This is a genomic window from Aminobacter aganoensis, assembly GCF_014206975.1.
Classification (GTDB): domain Bacteria; phylum Pseudomonadota; class Alphaproteobacteria; order Rhizobiales; family Rhizobiaceae; genus Aminobacter; species Aminobacter aganoensis.
This window is the reverse complement of record NZ_JACHOU010000012.1, coordinates 22,348-43,544: the sequence shown is the minus strand read 5'-3', so window position 1 is coordinate 43,544 and position 21,197 is coordinate 22,348. Positions and strand designations below refer to the sequence as shown.

The window sequence follows — 21,197 nt, the reverse complement described above, 5'->3', positions numbered from 1 at the left end:
ATTGGCCTCCTTGCCAAGGCTGCGACATCAACCTTCTCCGCCCCGCGGCGCGGTCAATCCGAAAGCAGCGTGCGGGTCAGCTGATGGTTCGCATCGGCAAGGCCGTCGATAATGTTGAAATGGTGACGGTCGGGCTCCACTACGGTCAACGTCGTGGCGCCTAGGCCAGTCCAGATGTTGGCGAGAAGCGCGTTCTGGCGGACGAATTCGGCGCGCTCGCCGCCGCCGACCCAGCAGGTGATGCGGGTGTCGTCCATCGGACGCAGCAAGGCCGGGCTCTCGGCCAGTGCCTCGGCTTCGTCGATCCCGAGTGTCCCGTTCATGCCGGTACTGATCAGCGGGCGCAGGTCGTGCAGGCCCGAGATCGACACGACATGACGGACGCGGGCCTGAACCTGCGGCGCGAGCGGCGAGCCTGCCGCGACCATGCGGGAAACCAGGTGGCCGCCGGCCGAATGCCCGGTCAGCATCAGGGAGCCATCCACCATTTCGGCCGCCTTGCCGATCGCAGCGCCTATCTCCGCGACGATGCCGGCGATGCGGATTTCGGGGCACAGCGTGTAGGACGGCATCGCCACCGCGTAGCCGTTGGCAATCGGGCCTGCCGACAGATGCGACCAGAAGCTCTTGTCGAGCGCCATCCAGTAGCCGCCATGCACGAAGACCACGAGCCCCCTGGGCATGCCCTCGGGCAAGAACAGATCGAGCCGGTTGCGCGGCTTGTCGCCATAGGCGATGTCGAGTTTTGCCCGCCCGGCCGAAGCCAGCGCATCGCGAAACGCCCGGGCCGGTTCCACCCAGGCCGCCGGCCAGCGGTCGCCGCCGGCGATGTTGGCGCCATTGGTATAAGCATTGTCCCAATCGTCGATGTGATGTTCGAGCACCGGCACACTCCCTGGCGGCATCGTTTCAGGCTGCTAGCAATGGCCAGCGTCGGCGGCGTCGTCAATGCTTCCCTCGTCAAAAACTTTAGGCTTGAAATAAATTGGGACTGATGCCATTCTGCGGGCCGTCCAGTCGAGAATGGGAGGTCTCGCTGCGCCGCCCGCAAGACGTGCCGAAGTTTCTTCCACGCCCGCCTTCCTTGAAGGCACTGCGCAGCGGCCGCCGATGCGACCCCTCCCCCAGAGAATGCAGATAGACAGCAAAGCCGGGCACAGTCGCGCCACGGTGAGGAAGCAGATAGGGAACAGCCGCAGAATGCTTGGACCGTCAGCGCATATCGACACCTTCACGCGCGACAACCTCCCGCCGGAGGACCAATGGCCGACGTTCCTGCTCGACGGTTTCGACTATCCCGAACATCTCAATGCCGGCGTTGAGCTGACCGACCGGCTGGTCGAAAAGGGCCTGGGCGATCACACCGCGCTGATCGGCAACGGTCGCCGCCGTACCTACAAGGAACTCTCCGACTGGACCAACCGGCTGGCGCATGCGCTGGTCGAAAACTACGGCGTCAAGCCGGGCAACCGGGTGCTGATCCGCTCGGCCAACAACCCGGCAATGGTCGCCTGCTGGCTTGCTGCCACCAAGGCCGGTGCCGTCGTCGTCAACACCATGCCGATGCTGCGCGCCGGCGAACTGGCCAAGATCGTCGACAAGGCCGAGATCACCATAGCTCTGTGCGACACCCGCCTGATGGACGAGATGGTCGCCTGTGCCAAGGACAGCCCCTTCCTCAAGAAGGTCATCGGCTTCGACGGCACTGCCAACCACGATGCCGAGCTCGACCGTATCGCCCTCGACAAGCCGGTGGTCTTCGAGGCGGTGAAGACCGGCCGCGACGATGTCGCCCTGCTCGGCTTCACCTCCGGCACGACGGGTGTTCCCAAGGCGACGATGCATTTCCATCGCGACCTGCTGATCATCGCCGACGCCTATGCGAGGGAAGTGCTGTCGGTGACGCCGGACGACGTCTTCGTCGGTTCTCCGCCTCTTGCCTTCACCTTCGGCCTCGGCGGTCTCGCCATCTTCCCGCTGCGCTTCGGTGCGGCCGCGACGCTGCTCGAGCAGGCCACGCCGCCCAACATGGTCCACATCATCGAGACCTACAAGGCGACGATCTCGTTCACCGCCCCTACCGCCTACCGCGCGATGCTGAAGGCGATGGACGAGGGTGCCGATCTGTCGTCGCTGCGCGTCGCGGTTTCGGCCGGCGAAACGCTGCCGGGGCCGGTGTTCGACGAATGGACCGAGAAGACCGGCAAGCCGATCCTCGATGGCATCGGCGCCACCGAGATGCTGCACATCTTCATTTCCAACCGCTTCGAGGACATGAAGCCTGCCTCCACCGGCAAGCCGGTAGGCGGCTACGAAGCGCGTGTCGTCGACGCCGACATGAACGAGGTGCCGCGCGGCACGGTGGGCAAGCTTGCCGTGCGCGGCCCGACCGGCTGTCGCTACATGTCGGATGACCGCCAGCTCGAATATGTCCGCGATGGCTGGAACCTGACCGGCGATGCCTTCCTGCAGGACGAGGACGGTTTCTTCCACTTCGCAGCCCGCTCCGACGACATGATCGTCAGCGCCGGCTACAACATTGCCGGCCCCGAGGTCGAGGCGGCGTTGTTTGCGCACCCCGAAGTCGCCGAATGCGCCGTCATCGGTGCCGAGGACGGCGAACGCGGCCAGATCGTCGAAGCCTATGTCGTGCTGGCGCAAGGCGTGGCGGCAGATGCCGCAACCGTCAAGCGCCTGCAGGACCATGTGAAGGCAACGATCGCGCCCTACAAATACCCACGCTCGGTGAAGTTCATCGACGCCCTGCCCAAGACCCAGACCGGCAAGATCCAGCGCTTCCGGCTCCGCGCGGAGAAGATGAATTGAGCAAACCATACGATCCCTCGGCCGAGGGCGCGCAGATGTCGTTCAAGGATCGCATGTCCTACAGCGACTACCTGCACCTGGAAAAGGTGCTGGATGCGCAGGAGCCGCTGTCGACTGCCCATGACGAGATGCTGTTCATCATCCAGCATCAGACCTCGGAGCTGTGGATGAAGCTGGCGCTGCACGAGATCAGCTCGGCCATCCGTTCCATCCGCGCCGATCGCCTCGAGCCGTCCTTCAAGATGCTGACGCGCGTGTCGCGCATCTTCGAGCAGCTGAACAGTGCCTGGGACGTGCTCAGGACGATGACGCCCAGCGAATACACCGAGTTCCGCGACTCGCTCGGCCAGTCCTCGGGCTTCCAGTCGTGGCAGTATCGGGCGATCGAGTTCATGGCCGGCAACCGCAACGTGGCCATGCTGCGCCCGCATGCGCACCAGCCGGAACTCACCGAGAAGCTGGAAGCCGTGCTCGCGCAGCCCTCGCTCTACGACGAGGCGATCCTCCTGCTCGCCCGCAACGGCTTCGACGTCGGCGCCGAGGCGAACAAGATCGACTGGCGCGAGACGCGCAGCGAGAGCGAGGAAGTGCTGGCTGCCTGGCAGGCGATTTACCGCGATCCGCAGCGCTACTGGATGTTCTACGAACTGGCCGAGAAGCTGGTCGACTTCGAGGATTATTTCCGCCGCTGGCGCTTCAACCACGTCACCACGGTCGAGCGCATCATCGGCATGAAACGCGGCACCGGCGGAACGTCGGGCGCCTCGTATCTCAAGAAGATGCTGGAGGTTGAACTGTTCCCTGAACTCTGGAAAGTTCGCACCCGGCTCTAGATCATTTTTTGCGTTACAACGAGAACACGCGGAGGGAGAACCTAATGAAGAAGATTATTGCAGCCGGCATCTTCGGCTTGTCGCTGGCGACGTCCGGCCTGGCCTATGCCGAGCCGGTCAAGATCGGCGTCATCACCACGCTTTCGGGCGGCGGCGCAGGCCTTGGCGTTGACATGCGCGACGCGTTTGCGCTGGCCATGAAGCAGTCGGGCAACAAGGACGTCGAGCTCGTCATCGAGGACGATGCCCAGAAGCCCGAGATCGCCGTGCAGCTGGCTGAAAAGATGATCCAGAGCGACAAGGTCGACCTGCTCACCGGCATCATCTGGTCGAACCTCGCAATGGCCGTGGTGCCGAATGCGGTGGCGCAGGACATCATCTACCTGTCGCCGAATGCCGGCCCGTCGGCACTGGCCGGCGCCAAGTGCAACCAGAACTATTTCAACGTCGCCTACCAGAACGACAACTTCCATGAGGCGATGGGGCAGTACGCCAACAAGGACTACAAGAAGACCTTCATCCTCGCGCCGAACTATCCGGCCGGCAAGGATTCGCTGACCGGCTTCAAGCGCTACTACAAGGGCGAGCTGGCGGGTGAGACCTACACCCAGGTCGGCCAGACCGACTATGCCGCCGAGATCGCCCAGATTCGCGATTCCGGTGCCGACTCGGTGTTCTTCTTCCTGCCTGGCGGCATGGGCATCTCCTTCATGAAGCAGTACGCCCAGTCGGGCGTCAACATCCCGGTGATGGGCCCCGGCTTCTCCTTCGACCAGGACATCTTGCCTGCGGTCGGCGATGCGGCCCTCGGCGTCAAGAACTCGGCAAGCTGGTCCAAGGACCTCGACAACGAGGCCAACAAGGCGTTCGTCGAAGCCTTCCAGGCCGAGTACAAGCGCCTGCCCTCGGTCTATGCCGCCCAGAGCTGGGACACCGCCAACCTGATCCTGTCGGCGCTCGGCAAGGCCAGCGTCAAGGACAAGGACGCTTTCCGCGCCGCCCTCAAGGCAGCCGACTTCAAGTCGGTTCGCGGCGAGTTTACCTTCAACACCAACAACCACCCGGTTCAGAACATCTATGTGCGCGAAGTGATCAAGGAAGGCGACGTGCTGACCAACAAGATCGTCGGCACCGCCTTCGAAAAGCACGGCGACGCTTACGCCGAGCAGTGCAAGATGTAGCCTTGGCAAGGCCCGTTTATTGGCGGGCCAGCCTTGAACGGAGCACTCGACCCCCACTCCGCTTCGCCGCGCTCGGCACCTCTCCCTCTCAAAAGGGGAGAGGAAGGACCAAGTCGCTGGCGACTTTACTCTCCCCCGTCGAACGGGGGGAGGTGGTTTGCGAAGCAAACCGGAGTGGGGGTCGACTTGCTTCGGCATGAAGCGTTGCAGGCCCTCCCGCAGCACTGAACCGACACTCCAGCAAGCGAAAGTATCCCTTGTCCATCGCACTGCTCATCGAGCAACTTCTCAACGGCCTGCAACTCGGGGTGATGCTGTTCCTGATGGCAGCGGGCCTGACGCTGATCTTCGGTGTTATGGGCCTGATCAATCTTGCGCATGGTTCGCTCTACATGGTCGGTGCCTTCGCTTGCGCGGCGGTTGCAGCCGCAACCGGCTCGTTCTGGATCGGCCTCGTCGCCAGCCTGATAGCGGCAGCTGCGGCCGGTGCGATCATGGAAGTGACCGTCATTCGCCGGCTCTACGAGCGCGATCACCTCGACCAGGTGCTGGCGACATTCGCGCTGATCCTGATCTTCTCGGAAGGTACACGCTGGCTGTTCGGATCGTTCCCGCTCTATCTCGATATCCCGCCGTTGCTGCAGGGTGCAGTGCCCCTACCCGGCGGCGGCCAGTACCAGCTCTATCGCCTCGCCATCATCGGCGTCGGCATCGTGGTCGCAATCGGGCTCTATTTCCTGATCTCGCGAACCCGACTCGGCATGCGCATCCGCGCCGGCGAAGCCGACCGCGAGATGATCGCGGCCCTGGGCGTCGACATCAGGACGCTCTACACCGTGGTCTTTGCGCTGGGTGCCGCACTGGCCGGGCTTGCCGGAGCACTGGTCGGCGCGTTGCAGTCGGTGCAGGTCGGCATGGGCGAGCCGGCGCTGATCCTTGCTTTCGTCGTCATCGTCATCGGCGGCATCGGCTCGATCAAGGGGGCGCTGTTCGGCGCCATCCTCGTCGGCGTCGTCGACACCATGGGCCGCTTCCTGCTGCCCAAGGCGCTCGCCCTGATGATACCTGCCGCGCAAGCCGGCCCGATCGGTGCCGCCCTTGCCTCGATGCTGATCTATGTCGTCATGGCGCTCATCCTCGCCTTCAGGCCGAGCGGCCTGTTTGCGGCGCAGTCGTGAGGCGGGCATGACGAACGCATCCCCGACGTCACGCGAAACCATCGTCAATGCGCTGCTGGCGCTGCTTCTGCTGGGTCTCCCGCTCTTGGCCTTCGCCATGGGCGAGCCGTTCTACATCACGCTTGCGACGCGCATCGCGGTGCTGGCCCTGGCCGCCGTCGGCCTCAACATCGCGCTCGGCCTTGGCGGGCTGGTGTCGTTCGGCCACGCCGCGTTCTTCGGCCTTGGCGGATACGCGGCAGGCATCCTGGCGACCCATGCCTTCGACGGGGTGCCGCTCTTTGCCGGCATCCCGGGCACGGTATCGATGCCCGTCATCTGGCTCGTCACCATGGTTGCCTGCGGCCTCGTTGCCTTGCCCATCGGTGCGATCAGCCTCCGCACCGCCGGCGTCTATTTCATCATGATCACGCTCGCCTTCGCGCAGATGATCTACTATTTCGCCATCTCCTGGCCGGCCTATGGCGGCGAGGACGGGCTCTCGATCTACGTCCGCAACGAGTTTCCGGGCGTCAACACGACCCAGCCCCTGCCCTTCTTCCTGATCTGCTATGCCGTGCTGATGGCCGCATTGGGCCTGTTCTGGCTGCTGCGCGGCTCGCGTTTCGGCGCAGCGCTGCAGGCCGCTCGGCAGAACGCGACACGACTGTCGGCCGTCGGCATCGCGCCGTTCAACATCAGGCTGGTCGCCTTCATCATTTCGGCGATGGTCACCGGCGTGGCCGGGGCGCTGTTTGCCGACCTCAACAAGTTCGTCAGCCCGTCGATGATGTCGTGGCACATGTCGGGCGAGCTCATTGTGCTGATCATCCTCGGCGGCAAGGGCCGGCTGTTCGGACCCGTCGCCGGGGCCATGCTTTATGTCCTGTTCGAGTTCGCCCTCGGCGGCATCACCGAACGCTGGCAGTTCTTCCTCGGCCTGATCCTGCTCGGCGTGGTGCTGTTTGCTCGCGGTGGGCTGCTTGGTCTCCTGGCCGGAAAGGCGCGTCATGGCTGAGCCGGTCCTCGAAATCCTGGAGTTGCGCAAGACCTTTGGCGCCCTGAAGGCCACCGACGGCGTCAGCCTGGATCTGAGGCCGGGCGAAATCCACGCCCTGATCGGCCCCAACGGTGCGGGCAAGAGCACGCTGATCCACCAGATATCAGGCTCGATCCGGCCCGACAGCGGCTCGGTCCGTTTCCTCGGCCAGGACATGGCCGGGCTGGACATGGCCGCCCGCGCCCGACTGGGGCTCGGGCGCAGCTTCCAGATATCGTCGCTGGCGCAGGAGTTTTCGGCGCTGCGCAACGTCATGCTGGCGGTGCAGGCGCGGCAAGGCTCGAGCTTCCGCTTCTTCCGTCCCGTCATGGACGACCCGACGCTGACCGAACCGGCCATGGCTATGCTGGAAAGGGTCGGCCTAGCCGGCCGCGCGCAGATGCCCGCCGCCGAACTGTCGCACGGCGAACGCCGCCAGCTCGAAATCGCCATTGCGCTGGCGCTCGGCTCGAAAGCCTTCCTGTTCGACGAGCCGATGGCTGGCATGGGGCCGGAAGGGTCGAAAAGCCTGACGAAGTTCCTCGACGGCCTGCGCCTTGAGGCGCCGATCCTTCTGGTCGAACACGACATGGATGCGGTGTTCGCGCTGGCCGACCGTATCTCCGTTCTCGTTTACGGTCGCGTCATCGCCACCGGTACGGTGGATGAGATCCGCAACGATCCCGAAGTCCGCCGGGCCTATCTCGGAGAAGCCGCGTGAGCCTGCTCGAACTCAAGGGCGTCGAGACTTTCTACGGCGCCTCTCAGGCATTATTCGGCGTCGCCCTCGACGTCCGCGAGGGCGAGGTCGTGGCGCTGATGGGCCGCAACGGCATGGGCAAGACGACGACGATCAACTCCATCCTCGGCCTCGTCCGGCCGCGCACGGGAACGATCAGTTTTGCCGGCCGACAGGTCGCCGGCCTGCGTCCGCACCGCATCGCCCGTCTCGGTCTCGGTCTGGTGCCGGAGGGACGCCGCTGTTTCCCCAACCTCACCGTCTTCGAGAACCTGGTCGCCGCAGCGCGCGGCAGCGAATGGACCTTCGACAACGTTGTGGACCTTTTTCCGCGCCTCGGCGAGCGCCGCGATCAGTATGCCAACACCCTTTCAGGCGGCGAGCAGCAGATGCTGGCCATCGGCCGGGCGCTGATGACCAACCCCAGCCTGCTCATCCTCGACGAGGCGACCGAAGGCCTGGCGCCGGTCATCCGCCAGGACATCTGGGCGGCGATCCGCAAGCTCAAGGCCGCTGGCCAGTCGATCCTGGTCGTCGACAAGACGTTATCCGAACTGTTGCCGGTGGCCGACCGTTGCTTCGTCCTGGAAAAGGGCATCACGGTCTTTTCGGGTGCGCCCGAGGCGCTGACGCCGGAGCTGCAGGACCGTTATCTCGGCGTATGAAAAAGGGCGGCCAAGCCGCCCTTTTCCTTGTCTCTGCGGCGATGGCCGCTCAGGTCACCGCCGACTTGACGGCGAAACGCGCTTCCTTCCAGGCACCGGTACGCAGGATGTCTTCCAGCACCTCGACGGCGTGCCAGACATCCTTGAATCCGACATATAACGGCGTGAAGCCAAAGCGAAGCGTAGCGGGCGCACGGAAGTCGCCGATCACGCCGCGCTCGATCAGCGCCTGCATGATCTGGTAGGCGTTGTCATGCGCAAAGGAGACCTGGCTCCCGCGCCTGGTGCCGTCGCGCGGGCTTTCGAGCGTCAGGCCGTATGCGCCGCATTTCGCTTCGACCAGCTGGATGAACAGGTCGGTGAGCGCGATGCTCTTTGCCCGCAGCGCCTTCATGTCGACGTCATTCCAGATGTCGAGCGCGCCTTTCAGCGCCCGCAGCGACAGGATCGGCTGGGTGCCGCACTGGAAGCGGCGAATGCCGGCATCCGCAGCGTAGCTCTGCTCGAAGGCAAACGGCCGGGCATGGCCCCACCAGCCGCTGAGCGGCTGGCGCGCTTCCGCCAGATGACGGTTTGCGACATAGATGAAGGCCGGCGCGCCGGGACCGCCATTGAGGTATTTGTAGGTGCAGCCGACGGCGAAGTCGGCGTTCGAACCGTCGAGATCGACCGGCAGCGCACCGGCGGTGTGGCAGAGATCCCAGACGATCAGCGCGCCGGCTTCATGCGCCTTCTTCGTCAGCGCCGCCATGTCGCGCAGTTCGCCCGACTTGTAGTTGACGTGGTTGACCAGAACAACGGCGACGCTGTCGTCGATCAACTCTTCGATCGATGGCGCGTCGACTCCTTCCAGCCGCAGGACCGTGCCTGCCCGCGTCGAGGCCACGCCCTCGGCCATGTAGAGGTCAGTCGGAAAGCTGCCGGCCTCGGCGACGATCACCGAACGGTCGGGCCGGAGCCCCATCGCCGCATGCAGCGCCTTGTAGACGTTGATCGAGGTGGTGTCGCAGACGACAGTCTGGCCCGGTGCGGCGCCGACGAGGCGGCCGAGCTGGTCGCCCAGTTCGACAGGCATTTCGAACCAGCCGGCCTTGTTCCAGCTGCGGATGAGGTCCTGGCCCCATTCCTGCCTTGCGGCTTCCGTGAGTTCGGCGAAGGCGGCGGGCGACGCCGCCCCCAGCGAATTGCCGTCGAGATAGACAAGCCCTTCGGGCAGCACGAAGCGTTCGCGCATGGGGCGCAGCACGTCGGCTGCATCCATCGCCTCGATCGCGACGAGATCGGGTATTCCACTCATGATGCGACCAATCCTTGACTATTCGCGAACGGTTTCGCGTGCGGGCGCCGGCCCGCGGCTGCGCTTGAGGCTCGGCAGTGCCAGCATGGCGAGCACGAACAGGCCGGTGGCGAGCTTGAGGTCGGGGGGTGGCATGCCGGCCGCCAGGCAGAACGATACCAGTTGGTAATAGACCACCGCACCGACAAACGGGGCGGCGAGCTGGCGCAGGACCGTCTGCTTGCCGACTATGGCTTCGCCGATCATCAGGGCCGCGAGGCCGTTGATCAGGATGCCGAGGCCCATATTGACGTCGGCAAAGCCCTGCGACTGCACCATCAGCGCACCGCCGGTGGCCGAGAATGCGCTGGCGAGGCCGACGCCGCCGATGGTGGCGACCCAGACGTTGATGCCCTGGGCTTCTGCCATGTCGGGATTGGCGCCGACGGCGCGGATGGCGGTGCCCTTCTCCGTCTTGAAGAACATGTTGAGCAGGATGAAGACCACGGCGCCGATGACGCCGGCGATGATGATCTTGCTGGCCGGGAAACCCGGCTGGACGAAGGGTGCCCAGTCGAACACGGTCGGCGCGCCAAATACCGACAGGTTGGATTTGCCCATGATGCGCAGGTTGATGCTGTAGAGCATCGTCATCATGAGGATGCCGGCGAGCAGCGTGTGGATGCGGAAGCGCAGATGGATGAAGGCGGTGCAGCAGCCAGCCAGGAAGCCGGCGATGATGGCGATCGCGATCGCCGTCAGCGGCGAAGCGCCGGCTGCCAGCAGCACGCCGCAGACGCAGCCGCCGAGCGGGAAGGCGCCCTCGCTGGTGAGGTCGGGGAAATTCAGCGTGCGGAACGGGATCATGATGCCCAGCACGACGAAGGCGAGGATGAGACTCTGCGCCAGCGTGACCGGAATCAGCGCGACGAAGCTCCAAAAGATGGTCTGGATAAGGTCCATGATGATCAGCTCGCCAGCAGCATGCGGTCGGTCTTGACGGCGAAATGGCCGATCAGGTCGGGAACCGTGACCTTTGCCTTCTCGTCGCCCGTTATCTCGAGCCGCAGCTTGCCGGCGTCGAGCATGATGACGCTGTGACCGAAGTCGACGGCGTGCTGCATGTTGTGGGTCACCATCAAGGTGGTGAGCTTGAGCGCGTCGACGGCGCGCACGGTCGCCTGCATGACGATGTCGGCGGTGCGCGGGTCGAGCGCTGCGGTATGCTCGTCGAGCAGCAGCAGCTCGGGCTCGCCGCCAACGGCCATGATCAGCGACAGCGACTGGCGCTGGCCGCCGGAAAGCAGCTCGACGCGGGTGTCGAGGCGGTTTTCGAGGCCGAGGCCGAGCAACGCCAGCCGCTCCCTGTAATCGGCGAGACGCCTGGCGTTGAGGCCCTGGCGCAGGCTGCGCTTCTTGCTGCGCAGTTCGGCGAGAAGCATGTTCTCGGCCACCGTCATCGATGCGGCGGTGCCCTTCATCGGATCCTGGAACACGCGGGCGAGCCGCATGGCGCGCTTGTGCACCGGCATCTCGGTGACATCGTCGCCATTGATGACGATCTGGCCTGAATCGAGCACCAGCGCGCCCGAAATGGCATTGAGCATGCTGCTCTTGCCGGCGCCGTTGGAGCCGATGACGACGCCGAACTCACCGGTGTTGAGCTTCAGGTCGAGGCCGTCCAGGGCAACCTTCTCGTCGGGTTGTCCCTTGTAGAATACCTTGCGTGCAGATCGGATTTCGAGCATCCGTCCCTCCCGAAAAAGGCAACGGCGCGCATGACGCCGTTGCCTGTTTTTGACGAAGTCGAAGATCAGTCGACGATGCAGCCGCAATCGGCCAGCGACTCGGGGATCTCGATGCCGAACGCTGCCATCGCCTTCTTGGAGATCGTCGGTGCGTGGTCGGCATAGGCCGGGCGCGACGGCGCGATGGTCTTGGGGTCAGCGCCCTTGAGGATTTCGGCCGCGATCTTGCCGGCGTTCATGCCGACCTGGGTGTAGTTGACGGCAAAGCTGGCCGGCACGACGCCATTGCGGACCGCACCGTCGTCGGAGTTGACGATCGGGATGCCGGCCTGGCGGGCTGCGGCCGACACGGCGGCGACCGCGGGCTGGAGCAGGTTCGAGGCAGGCGTGTAGATCACGTCCGTCTTGCCGGCGAAGGAAGCGATGCGTTGCTGGATGTCGTTGACGTTGTCGACGCCGACCGCAACGACCTCGAAGCCGGCCGAGGGGGCCACTTCCTTGATCTTTTCGAGCAGGGCGACGTCGTTCGCCTCACCCGGATTGTAGGGCACGCCGAAGCGCTTTGCGTTGGGCAGCAGCTTCTTGGTGAATTCCATGACGGCTGCCATGTCCTGCAGGTCGGTGGCGCCGGTCATGCCTTCGTCGCCTGCATCCCACGACGGAACGAGCTTGGCAGCGACCGGATCGGTGACAGCCGAGAAGACAACCGAAATGCCGGAGCCGGCGAGCGCCTTCTTGGCGATCTGCGAAACAGGCGTGGTGACGGTGTAGATGAGCTTCGGCTGTTCGGCCTGCAGCTTGGCGATCATCTGCGGCACCAGCGAGGCGTCGAAATTGGTGTGGCTCTCGGTGTAGACGACGTCTTTGCCTTCAACAAAGCCGTTTTCCGACAGCGCCTGCTTGAAGCCGGCGATCGAAGCGTTGAGCTGCGGATGCTCGCCGAAATTGGCGATACCGATCTTGATCGGATCGGCAATGGCAGCACCGAGGCTGGCAGCAAGCGCGCCGGCCACGAACAGGCCCGACAGCAGGCCGGTCTTCAGGTTTCTCATCTATTCCTCCCAGATTGACAAGGCGCCGCTCACTGAACGGCGGCATGGACCAGATCATGCGCAGTGGCGGGGCCCCTGTCAAACAATTATATATAATTCTTGCCAGTTGCTCCCATGATATATAATTTTTCGAGTCAGGCGGTCTCGCGGATGGATAGCGATGCAGGATGACGAGCACTCCACCAAGACGGAAGCGGCCTACCGGCTGCTGCGCCGCGACATCCTGACCACGCGCCTGATGCCGGGTGCGCCGCTCAAGCTGAGCGTGCTGCGCAACACCTATGGTGTCGGCTGGACGCCGCTGCGCGAGGCGCTGTCGCGGCTCGAGGCCGAGCGCCTGGTGACGGCGATTTCCAATCGCGGTTTTGCCGTCGCGCCCGTTTCGCGCGGCGAACTCGAAGACCTGGCCCGCGCCCGCATGGTGGTCGAAATCCCGCTGTTGCTGGAATCCATGGACAAGGGCGACGCCGACTGGGAAGCCATGGTCGTCACCGCCCATTATCGTTTGTCGCGCTGCAAGACGGCGGTCGAGGATTCGTCTGACGAAGCAGTCGACGACTGGGACGAAAAGCATGAAGCCTTCCATGCGGCACTGCTGGGGGCGGCCGATTCCAGCTGGCTGCAGCGCTTTCGCTCGACGATCGCCGACCAATTGCGCCGCCATCACCGTTTTCTCGGCCTGGCGCCGACGCTGCGCGCCGCTGCCGGCCAGAAGAACGGCTACGAGGAGGCCATGGCGGCTCTGCAGGAAGCGCAGTCCATCGAACCTCATACGGCCCTGATGGAAGCGGCGCTCGACCGTGACTTCGACAAGGCGAAGGCACTGATGAGCGACCACATCGGTTACACGCTGCATGTCTACGTCCACACTGAAGACAAGAGCGGCAACAGGCATGTCGCGCGCGCCGGCAGCCTGAAAAAGCAGACGGCGGCGCAATGAACGCGCCGCATCGCCCGACGCTGGACGAGATCGCCGCAGCGCGTGCCCGGCTGGCGCCCCATATGGCACGCACGCCGCTGCTGCGCCTCGATCTCGGCCTGGCTGACCGGCAGATATTCCTGAAGCTCGAGACCTTGTCGCCGATCGGGGCATTCAAGCTTCGCCCGGCGCTGAATGCGCTGTTGTCTCGCGACGCCGACGCCTTGCGCAAGGGCGTTGCCACGCCAAGTTCGGGTAACATGGCCTACGGCATGGCCTGGGCAGCCAACAGGCTTGGCGTGCCAATGGCCGCCTACATGTACCGGGGCGCGCCACAGACCAAGATCGACGGCGTACGCCGGTTGGGCGGCGAGGTCCGCTTCATTTCGATGGAGACCTGGTGGCAATACATCATCGGCGCCGAACGGCCCGACTTTCCCGAATTGCTGATCAATCCGGTGACCGACCAGGCCGTGCTTGCCGGCAATGGCTCGATCGGCATGGAAATCCTGGAAGACCTGCCTGACGTCGATTGCGTTCTGACGCCCTATGGCGGGGGCAGCATGACGTCGGGCGTTGCCAGTGCCGTGAAGGCGCTGCGGCCGCAGGCAAGAATCTTCGCCGTCGAGGACGAGAACGCAGCGCCGGTGACGGCAGCCCTTGCCGCCGGCTGCATCGTCGAGATCGAGACGCGCCGTTCTTTCATCAAGAGCATCGGCGGGCCTTCGCTGGTACCGCAACTCTGGCCGGTGGCGCGCGAGCTTATAGACGGCGCAATCACGGTCAGCCTGGAGCAGGTGACGGAGGCGATGCGCCTCTTGTTCGCCAAGGCCAAGGTCGTCGCCGAGGGCGCAGGTGCGGCTTCCGTGGCGGCTGCGATGACGAGCGAGCACGCCAAGGGCAAGGTCGTCTGCGTCGTCTCGGGTGGCAACATCGATGCCGCGGCCTACGCCACGGTGCTCGGTGGCGGCATTCCGGCGCCCTAAATCTTTCAAGCTTGTACGAACCGGCGAAACGGCACTACAAAGCCTGTTCGGACTGGCTTGCTTCCCCGGTCCGCAAGGTTGGGAAAGACCAGGCAGAAGATGGACGAGCGCAAAGAAACGACGAACGCCACCGGATGGGTCGACGGCGAGACCAAGGTGCTCGAGGCCCCCGGCGACCATGGCGCCGAGTTGCGGCTGTGGCTCAGGCTGCTCACCTGTTCGACCTTGATCGAGACCGAGGTGCGGCGTCGGCTGCGTGAGGAGTTCGACTCCACCCTGCCTCGCTTCGACCTGATGGCGCAGCTCGAACGCGCCAGGGACGGCATGGTGCTCGGCGAGGTGTCCAAGCGCATGATGGTCTCGCCCGGCAACATCACCGTGCTGGTCGAGCGGCTGGCCGAAAGCGGCCATATCAGCCGCACGACCTCACCCACCGACCGGCGCGTCCAGATCATCGCGCTGACGCCTTTCGGCCGCGCCGAGTTCGAAAAGATGGCCTCGGCGCATGGCGACTGGATCGCCGACCTGTTCGGCGGCCTTGCCCCGAAAGACGGCGCGGTCCTGCTCGACGAACTCGCCAAGCTCAAGCGTTCGGTCGTCGCTTCGCTCGGCAAGGGCAACTGATCTCGCCGGCCGCAACCTGTCCGAACAGGCTTCCGCGAGTCGCTTTGATGCGCGAGCGGCAGTGTCGAAAATAACTTTAAGCTTGAAGTTTCTCTGAAACGAGTCCATGGTGCAGGCACGGTCAAGGTCGGGCGAGCCCTGTCCTGGCGGCTGCATCACCTTCGGAGGAGAACGGCATGCGCATTGTCTGTATCGGTGGCGGGCCGGCCGGTCTCTATTTCGCACTGCTGATGAAGAAGCAGAACCCTGCGCACCATGTCACCGTCGTCGAGCGCAACCGTCCCTTCGACACCTTTGGCTGGGGCGTGGTGTTCTCCGATGCCACCATGCAGTCGATGCGCCAGTGGGACCCGGCAACCGCCGCGACGATCGAGGATGCCTTCAATCACTGGGACGATATCGAGCTGGTGTTCAAGGACCGCAAGATCCGCACTACCGGTCACGGCTTCGTCGGCATCGGCCGCAAGAAGATGCTCAACATCCTGCAGGAGCGCTGCATCGAGCTCGGCGTCGAGCTGGTGTTCGAAACCGACGTCCAGGGCGACCAGGATTTCCCGGACGCCGACCTGATCATATCTTCCGACGGCGTCAATTCCCGCATCCGGCACAAATATGCCGACATCTTCAAGCCCGACATGGTGATGCGGCCCAACCGCTACATCTGGCTCGGCACCGACAAGCGCTTCGACGCCTTCACTTTCGATTTTCAGCGCACCGAGCACGGCTGGTTTCAGGCCCATATCTACCGCTTCGACGACAACACCTCGACCTTCATCGTCGAGACCACCGATGACGTGTTCCAGGCGCATGGCATTGGCGAGATGGACCAGGACCAGTCGATCGCGTTCTGCGAGAAGCTGTTCGCCGGCACGCTCGAGGGCCACAAGCTGATGACCAATGCGCGCCACCTGCGCGGCTCGGCCTGGCTGAATTTCGGCCGCCTGATCTGTGACAAGTGGAGCCACTTCAACGGCCAAAGCCATGTCGTCTTGATGGGCGACAGCGCCCACACAGCCCATTTCGCCATAGGCTCGGGCACCAAGCTTGCCATCGACGATGCCATCGAACTGACCCGGCAGTTCGACCTCATCGGCCACGACAAGGCCAGCATCCCGGCCGTGCTGGATGCCTATGAGGAGGTGCGTCGCGTCGATGTCGCCCGCATCCAGAACGCGGCGCGCAATGCCATGGAGTGGTTCGAGGTCGTGGGCACGCGTTATGCCGACACGCTGGAGCCCGAGCAGTTCATGTATTCGATGCTGACCCGCTCACAGCGCATCAGCCACGAGAACCTGCGCCTGCGCGACAAGGAATGGCTCGAAGGCTATGAGCGCTGGTTCGCCGAGCGCGCCGGCGTCACCCCGGCGCCCAACGGTTCGGTGCCGCCGCCGATGTTCACGCCCTTCAGCATTCGCGGCATGACGTTGAAGAACCGCATCGTCATGTCGCCGATGGCGATGTATTCGGCGACCGACGGCCTGCCCGACGATTTCCACCTCGTCCATATCGGCTCGCGCGCCATGGGCGGCGCAGCGCTGGTCTTCCCCGAGATGACCTGCGTCTCGCCCGACGCTCGCATCACGCCCGGCTGCCTTGGCCTGTGGAACGACGAGCAGGCGCGTGCCTTCAAGCGCATGGTCGATTTCGTTCACCACCAGACGCCCGCCAGGATCGGCATCCAGCTCGGCCATGCCGGCCGCAAGGGCGCGACCAAGGTTGCCTGGGAAGGCATCGACCAGCCGGTGACGGAAGGCGGCTGGCCTCTGATCTCGGCTTCCGCCCTGCCTTATCTCAAACACTCCGACATGCCGCGCGAGATGACCCGCGAAGACATGGACCGGGTGACCGCCGACTTCGTCAGCGCCACCGAGCGTGCCCGCGACCTCGGCTTCGACATCCTCGAACTGCATGCCGCCCACGGCTACCTGCTGTCGTCCTTCCTGTCGCCTCTGACCAACCTGCGCGATGACGAATATGGCGGCAGCCACGAGAACCGCGCTCGCTATCCGCTTGAGGTGTTCAACGCGATCCGTGCGGTCTGGCCACAGGACAAGCCGATCTCGGTGCGCCTCTCCACCCACGACTGGTACGAGGGTGGCAACACGCCGGAAGATGCGGCGATCTTTGCCCGCATGTTCAAGGACGCCGGCGCCGACATGATCGACTGCTCGTCGGGCCAGGTGGTGAAGGAAGAGCAGCCGGTCTATGGCCGCCTGTTCCAGACGCCGTTCTCCGACAAGATCCGCAACGAGATCCAGGTGCCGACCATCGCCGTCGGCGCGATCTCGGAAGCCGACCACGCCAACTCGATCATCGCCGCCGGTCGCGCCGACCTTTGTGCCGTTGCCCGTCCGCATCTCGCCGACCCGTCCTTCGTTATGCATGAAGCGGCAAAGATCGGCTATGCGGAGCAGGCCTGGCCGAAGCAGTATCATTCGGCCCGGGCGCAATATGTAAACAACCTCGCACGCGCTGCGGCCGCAGCACCCACGGGCAAGGCATGAGCGATCAGGGCAAGAGCGGGCGCCACGCCCTGGTCACCGGTGCGGGCAGCGGCATCGGTCGCGCCATCGCCCTGGCCCTCGCGGCAAACGGTCATCGCGTCAGCCTCTGCGGCCGGCGTGCAGCGCCGCTTGAGGCCGTACGCGCCGAGATCGCCGCTGCCGGCGGCGAGGCCTTCGTGATCGATGGCTTCGACGTCACCGACGGGCAGTCGATCGACAGTGGCATCGGCAAGGCCAGCGCTTGGGGCGGCCACATCGCCGTATTGGTCAACTCCGCCGGCGAGGCGCCATCGGCGCCATTCGACAAGACCGATCTTGGCATGTGGAGCCGGGTGATCGGCATCAATCTCACCGGTACCTATCTGGTTACCCAGGCAGCCCTCGCCTCGGTCAAGCGCGCCGGCAACGGGCGCATCGTCAATGTGGCCAGCACTGCCGGCCTTACCGGCTATGCCTATGTCTCGGCCTACTGCGCTTCCAAGCACGGTGTGGTCGGTCTGACCCGCGCGCTGGCGCTGGAGCTGGCGCGCACCGATGTCACCGTCAATGCGGTGTGCCCGGGGTTCACCGACACGCCGCTGCTCGACGGGGCGGTTGAAACGATCACTGGCAAGACCGGGCGCACGGCGGATGAAGCACGAGCCAGCCTGGCCCGGGCCAATCCGCAGGGTCGCCTGGTGACGCCTGAGGAAGTGGCCGACACCGTGCTCTGGCTCGCCTCGGAAAAGGCAACGGCAATCACAGGCCAGGCGATTCCGGTCGCCGGCGGCGAAGTTTTGGGAGGATGACGATGACCAACCCGATGCAGGACAAGAAGCGTCCCTTCCAGGGCCATCAGGCGAAACACTTCCGGTTCGAAACCGATGCCGATGGCCGCGTCGCCACGATCACGCTCAACCGTCCCGAGAAGAAGAACCCGCTGACCTTTGAAAGCTACGAGGAACTGACGGATCTGTTTCGTGCGCTCGGCCGCGCCAGCGACGTCCGCGCCGTGGTGTTGACCGGTGCCGAGAACAACTTCTCCTCCGGTGGCGACGTCTTCGACATCATCGAGCCGCTGACCAAGATGTCGATGCCCGATCTCATCGACTTCACCCGCATGACCGGCGATCTGGTGCGCCAGATCCGTGCCTGCCCGCAGCCGATCGTCGCCGCAGTCGACGGCATCTGTGCCGGCGCCGGCGCGATCCTTGCCATGTCGTCCGACTATCGTCTCGCCACGCCCGAGGCGAAGACCGCCTTCCTGTTCAATCGCGTCGGCCTTGCCGGCGCCGACATGGGAGCCTGCGGCATCCTTCCGCGCATCATCGGCCAGGGCCGCGCCGCCGAACTGCTGTTCACCGGCCGCGTCATGTCTGCTGCCGAAGGCCATGCCTGGGGCTTCTACAATGCGCTGCACGAGCGCCCTGCGCTTTTGGGCGCAGCGCAGAAGTTCGCCCGCGACATCGCCGACGGGCCATGGTTCGCTCATACCATGACCAAGAAGATGCTCGACCAGGAATGGGCGATGGGCATCGACCAGTTGATCGAATCCGAAGCGCAGACGCAGGCGATCTGCATGGCGACCGGCGATTTCCGCAGGGCTTTCGAGGCATTTGCCGCCAAGTCCAGACCTGAATTCAAGGGAAACTGAGCCATGGCTGCGCATCTGATGCCGGCCGGCGCGCCGGCCCGCGACCATCTCGACTGGCCGTTCTTCGCCGACAGCCACCGGGCGTTGGCGGCCGAACTCGACGGCTTCATCTCTGGCGGTGGGCTCGGCGACATCGATCATGCCGACGCCGACGGCGCCTGCAAGAAGCTCGTGCGCGCTTTGGGCAAGGCGGGCATCCTGCGCAACTGCGTGCCGGCTGCCTTCGGCGGCATGTCCGAAGAGATCGACAGCCGTTCGCTGTGCCTGATCCGGGAGACGCTGGCCTATACCGACGGCCTCGCCGACTTTGCCTTTGCCATGCAGGGCCTGGGCACTGGCGCGATCAGCCTGTCCGGTTCGGACGAACTCAAGCAGGCAATCCTGCCCAAGGTTGCCCGGGGCGAGCTGATCTCCGCCTTCGCGCTGACCGAGCCGGAAGCCGGCTCCGACGTCGCCGCGATGTCGACAACTGCCCGCCGCGACGGCGACTACTATGTTCTCGACGGCGAGAAGATCTTCATCTCCAACGGTGGCATCGCCGACGTCTACACCGTCTTTGCCCGCACCGGCGAAGCTCCTGGCACGCGCGGCATTTCGGCTTTCGTCGTCTATGCCGACACGCCCGGCTTCTCGATTGCCGAGCGCATCGAGACCGTCGCCCCGCACCCGCTCGCGCGCGTGCGCTTCGACAATTGCCCTATCCCTGCCTCGCAGCTTCTGGGCACGTCGGGCGAAGGCTTCAAGATCGCCATGCGCACGCTCGACATCTTCCGTCCTTCGGTTGCAGCAGCAGCACTCGGCTTCGCCCGCCGTGCGCTCGACGAGGCCGTGGCCCACGCTAAGTCTCGCAAGATGTTCGGGGCAACTCTGTCCGACCTGCCGACGGCGCAGAGCACGCTGGGCGAGATGGCCACCGCCATCGACGCCGCCTCGCTGCTGACCGTGCGCACGGCCTGGCGCCGAGACGTGCAGAAGCTGCCGATCACGCGCGAGGCCGCCATGGCCAAGCTGACGGCGACCGAGAACGCACAGTGGGTCATCGACCAGGCGCTGCAGATGTTCGGCGGCCGCGGCGTCCGTGTCGGCGAGATCACCGAGCGGCTCTACCGCGAAATTCGCGCGCTGCGCATCTATGAAGGCGCAACCGAAGTGCAGAAGCTGATCATCGGCCGCGAGCTGATGAAGGCCGCGAGATAGGGAGCGCAACCATGCCCTTCCGTACCACCAGGCCGCTGCGTTTCGGGGACTGCGACCCCTCGGGCATCGCCTATTTCCCGTCCTATCTGAACATTCTCGTCGGTGTTCTCGAGGAATTCTTCGGCTCGGTCGGCGCGCCGTGGAAAGAACTCGTCGGCGAGCGCCGCATCGGCACGCCGACGGTCAGGCTCGACCTGACCTTCGTCCATCCCGGCTTCCATGGCGACACGCTCGACTTCGCGCTTTTCGTTCGCCGCATCGGCCGTTCGTCGCTCGACCTCAAACACCGGGTCTCGGCTGGCGGCACGCTGCTTTGGAGCGCCCGCCACAGCGTGGTCGCGACCTCGCTCGACACCCACAAATCACTTGCCTGGCCGGACGATCTCCGTGCCGGCATCGAAAAATATCTGGAGACGTCAGATGCATGAAATCCTGCAGCCTGAGGGATGGGCAAAACCGGTCGGCTACTCCAATGGCGTCGCCGCCAGTGGCCGCACCATCTTCGTTGGCGGCCAGATCGGCTGGAACGGCAATTGCGAATTCGAGACCGACGATTTTGTCGGCCAGGTGCGCCAGACGCTGGAAAACGTCGTCGCGGTGCTAAAGGCCGGCGGCGCCGAGCCGCGCCACATCACCACGATGACCTGGTACTTCACCGACAAGAAGGAATACACCGAGAACCTGCGCGGCCTCGGCCAGGCCTATCGCGACGTGATTGGCCGCCACTTCCCGGCCATGGCCGCCATGCAGGTGGTGGCGCTGGTCGAGGATCGGGCCAAGATCGAGATCCAGGCAACCGCCGTCATTCCCGAGTAAGG

At 64.7% G+C, this 21,197-nt stretch carries 21 protein-coding genes; 16 read left to right on the top strand and 5 right to left on the bottom strand.

Annotation, left to right across the window (positions count from 1 at the left end):
* Window positions 1-53: 53 nt before the first annotated feature.
* A complete protein-coding gene (locus GGR00_RS19735; RefSeq protein WP_184700519.1) occupies window positions 54-884 on the bottom strand; it encodes an alpha/beta hydrolase fold domain-containing protein in 831 nt (276 codons plus the stop codon).
* A 316-nt stretch (window positions 885-1,200) separates the two neighbouring features.
* Between GGR00_RS19735 and GGR00_RS19730 the strand changes: the two genes are divergently transcribed.
* From GGR00_RS19730 to GGR00_RS19700, 7 genes are all read left to right on the top strand, one after another.
* Window positions 1,201-2,826 (top strand): AMP-binding protein, encoded by a 1,626-nt coding sequence (locus GGR00_RS19730; RefSeq protein WP_184700518.1) that lies wholly within the window; start codon window positions 1,201-1,203, stop codon window positions 2,824-2,826.
* The gene (gene kynA / locus GGR00_RS19725; RefSeq protein ID WP_281389271.1) at window positions 2,823-3,659 is read left to right on the top strand and encodes a tryptophan 2,3-dioxygenase; all 837 of its coding nucleotides are present in this window, start codon (window positions 2,823-2,825) and stop codon (window positions 3,657-3,659) included. Before GGR00_RS19730 ends, kynA begins: the two co-directional genes overlap by 4 nt.
* Before the next feature lie 44 nt (window positions 3,660-3,703).
* Window positions 3,704-4,840 (top strand): ABC transporter substrate-binding protein, encoded by a 1,137-nt coding sequence (locus GGR00_RS19720; RefSeq protein ID WP_184700517.1) that lies wholly within the window; start codon window positions 3,704-3,706, stop codon window positions 4,838-4,840.
* A gap of 257 nt (window positions 4,841-5,097) precedes the next feature.
* Complete coding sequence (locus tag GGR00_RS19715; protein ID WP_184700516.1) at window positions 5,098-6,018, top strand: branched-chain amino acid ABC transporter permease; 921 nt, start codon at window positions 5,098-5,100, stop codon at window positions 6,016-6,018.
* 7 nt (window positions 6,019-6,025) lie between these two features.
* Window positions 6,026-7,015 (top strand): branched-chain amino acid ABC transporter permease, encoded by a 990-nt coding sequence (locus GGR00_RS19710; RefSeq protein WP_184700515.1) that lies wholly within the window; start codon window positions 6,026-6,028, stop codon window positions 7,013-7,015.
* Window positions 7,008-7,757, top strand: coding sequence for an ABC transporter ATP-binding protein (locus GGR00_RS19705; protein WP_184700514.1), 750 nt, complete (start codon window positions 7,008-7,010; stop codon window positions 7,755-7,757). The genes GGR00_RS19710 and GGR00_RS19705 overlap by 8 nt, the downstream gene beginning before the upstream one ends.
* Window positions 7,754-8,440, top strand: coding sequence for an ATP-binding cassette domain-containing protein (locus GGR00_RS19700; protein WP_184700513.1), 687 nt, complete (start codon window positions 7,754-7,756; stop codon window positions 8,438-8,440). Before GGR00_RS19705 ends, GGR00_RS19700 begins: the two co-directional genes overlap by 4 nt.
* A gap of 49 nt (window positions 8,441-8,489) precedes the next feature.
* Here the strand turns inward: GGR00_RS19700 and kynU are convergent, their stop codons facing one another.
* From kynU to GGR00_RS19680, 4 genes are all read right to left on the bottom strand, one after another.
* Window positions 8,490-9,737 (bottom strand): kynureninase, encoded by a 1,248-nt coding sequence (kynU, locus tag GGR00_RS19695; protein ID WP_184700512.1) that lies wholly within the window; start codon window positions 9,735-9,737, stop codon window positions 8,490-8,492.
* Window positions 9,738-9,755: 18 nt separating this feature from the next.
* Complete coding sequence (locus tag GGR00_RS19690) at window positions 9,756-10,679, bottom strand: ABC transporter permease (protein ID WP_184700511.1); 924 nt, start codon at window positions 10,677-10,679, stop codon at window positions 9,756-9,758.
* 5 nt (window positions 10,680-10,684) lie between these two features.
* On the bottom strand, window positions 10,685-11,464 hold the full coding sequence (locus tag GGR00_RS19685; protein WP_184700510.1) for an ABC transporter ATP-binding protein: 780 nt from the start codon (window positions 11,462-11,464) through the stop codon (window positions 10,685-10,687).
* 65 nt (window positions 11,465-11,529) lie between these two features.
* Window positions 11,530-12,516 carry an ABC transporter substrate-binding protein gene (locus GGR00_RS19680; RefSeq protein ID WP_184700509.1) on the bottom strand — a complete coding sequence of 329 codons (987 nt, stop codon included), beginning with the start codon at window positions 12,514-12,516 and terminating at the stop codon, window positions 11,530-11,532.
* 160 nt (window positions 12,517-12,676) lie between these two features.
* On the opposite strand from GGR00_RS19680, the gene GGR00_RS19675 reads away from it, so the two are divergent.
* From GGR00_RS19675 to GGR00_RS19635, 9 genes are all read left to right on the top strand, one after another.
* Complete coding sequence (locus GGR00_RS19675) at window positions 12,677-13,456, top strand: GntR family transcriptional regulator (RefSeq protein WP_184700508.1); 780 nt, start codon at window positions 12,677-12,679, stop codon at window positions 13,454-13,456.
* Complete coding sequence (locus GGR00_RS19670) at window positions 13,453-14,421, top strand: threonine ammonia-lyase (protein ID WP_184700507.1); 969 nt, start codon at window positions 13,453-13,455, stop codon at window positions 14,419-14,421. The genes GGR00_RS19675 and GGR00_RS19670 overlap by 4 nt, the downstream gene beginning before the upstream one ends.
* 99 nt (window positions 14,422-14,520) lie before the next feature.
* Window positions 14,521-15,045 (top strand): MarR family winged helix-turn-helix transcriptional regulator, encoded by a 525-nt coding sequence (locus GGR00_RS19665; RefSeq protein WP_184700506.1) that lies wholly within the window; start codon window positions 14,521-14,523, stop codon window positions 15,043-15,045.
* Between the two features lie 176 nt (window positions 15,046-15,221).
* Window positions 15,222-17,549, top strand: coding sequence for a bifunctional salicylyl-CoA 5-hydroxylase/oxidoreductase (locus tag GGR00_RS19660; protein ID WP_184700505.1), 2,328 nt, complete (start codon window positions 15,222-15,224; stop codon window positions 17,547-17,549).
* Window positions 17,546-18,337 carry an SDR family NAD(P)-dependent oxidoreductase gene (locus GGR00_RS19655; protein ID WP_184700504.1) on the top strand — a complete coding sequence of 264 codons (792 nt, stop codon included), beginning with the start codon at window positions 17,546-17,548 and terminating at the stop codon, window positions 18,335-18,337. Before GGR00_RS19660 ends, GGR00_RS19655 begins: the two co-directional genes overlap by 4 nt.
* A gap of 2 nt (window positions 18,338-18,339) precedes the next feature.
* The gene (locus GGR00_RS19650) at window positions 18,340-19,182 is read left to right on the top strand and encodes an enoyl-CoA hydratase family protein (protein ID WP_377864219.1); all 843 of its coding nucleotides are present in this window, start codon (window positions 18,340-18,342) and stop codon (window positions 19,180-19,182) included.
* 3 nt (window positions 19,183-19,185) lie between these two features.
* Window positions 19,186-20,379 carry an acyl-CoA dehydrogenase family protein gene (locus GGR00_RS19645; protein WP_184700502.1) on the top strand — a complete coding sequence of 398 codons (1,194 nt, stop codon included), beginning with the start codon at window positions 19,186-19,188 and terminating at the stop codon, window positions 20,377-20,379.
* 11 nt (window positions 20,380-20,390) lie between these two features.
* On the top strand, window positions 20,391-20,807 hold the full coding sequence (locus GGR00_RS19640) for an acyl-CoA thioesterase (protein ID WP_184700501.1): 417 nt from the start codon (window positions 20,391-20,393) through the stop codon (window positions 20,805-20,807).
* The gene (locus GGR00_RS19635; protein ID WP_184700500.1) at window positions 20,800-21,195 is read left to right on the top strand and encodes a RidA family protein; all 396 of its coding nucleotides are present in this window, start codon (window positions 20,800-20,802) and stop codon (window positions 21,193-21,195) included. The genes GGR00_RS19640 and GGR00_RS19635 overlap by 8 nt, the downstream gene beginning before the upstream one ends.
* Window positions 21,196-21,197 lie beyond the last annotated feature (2 nt).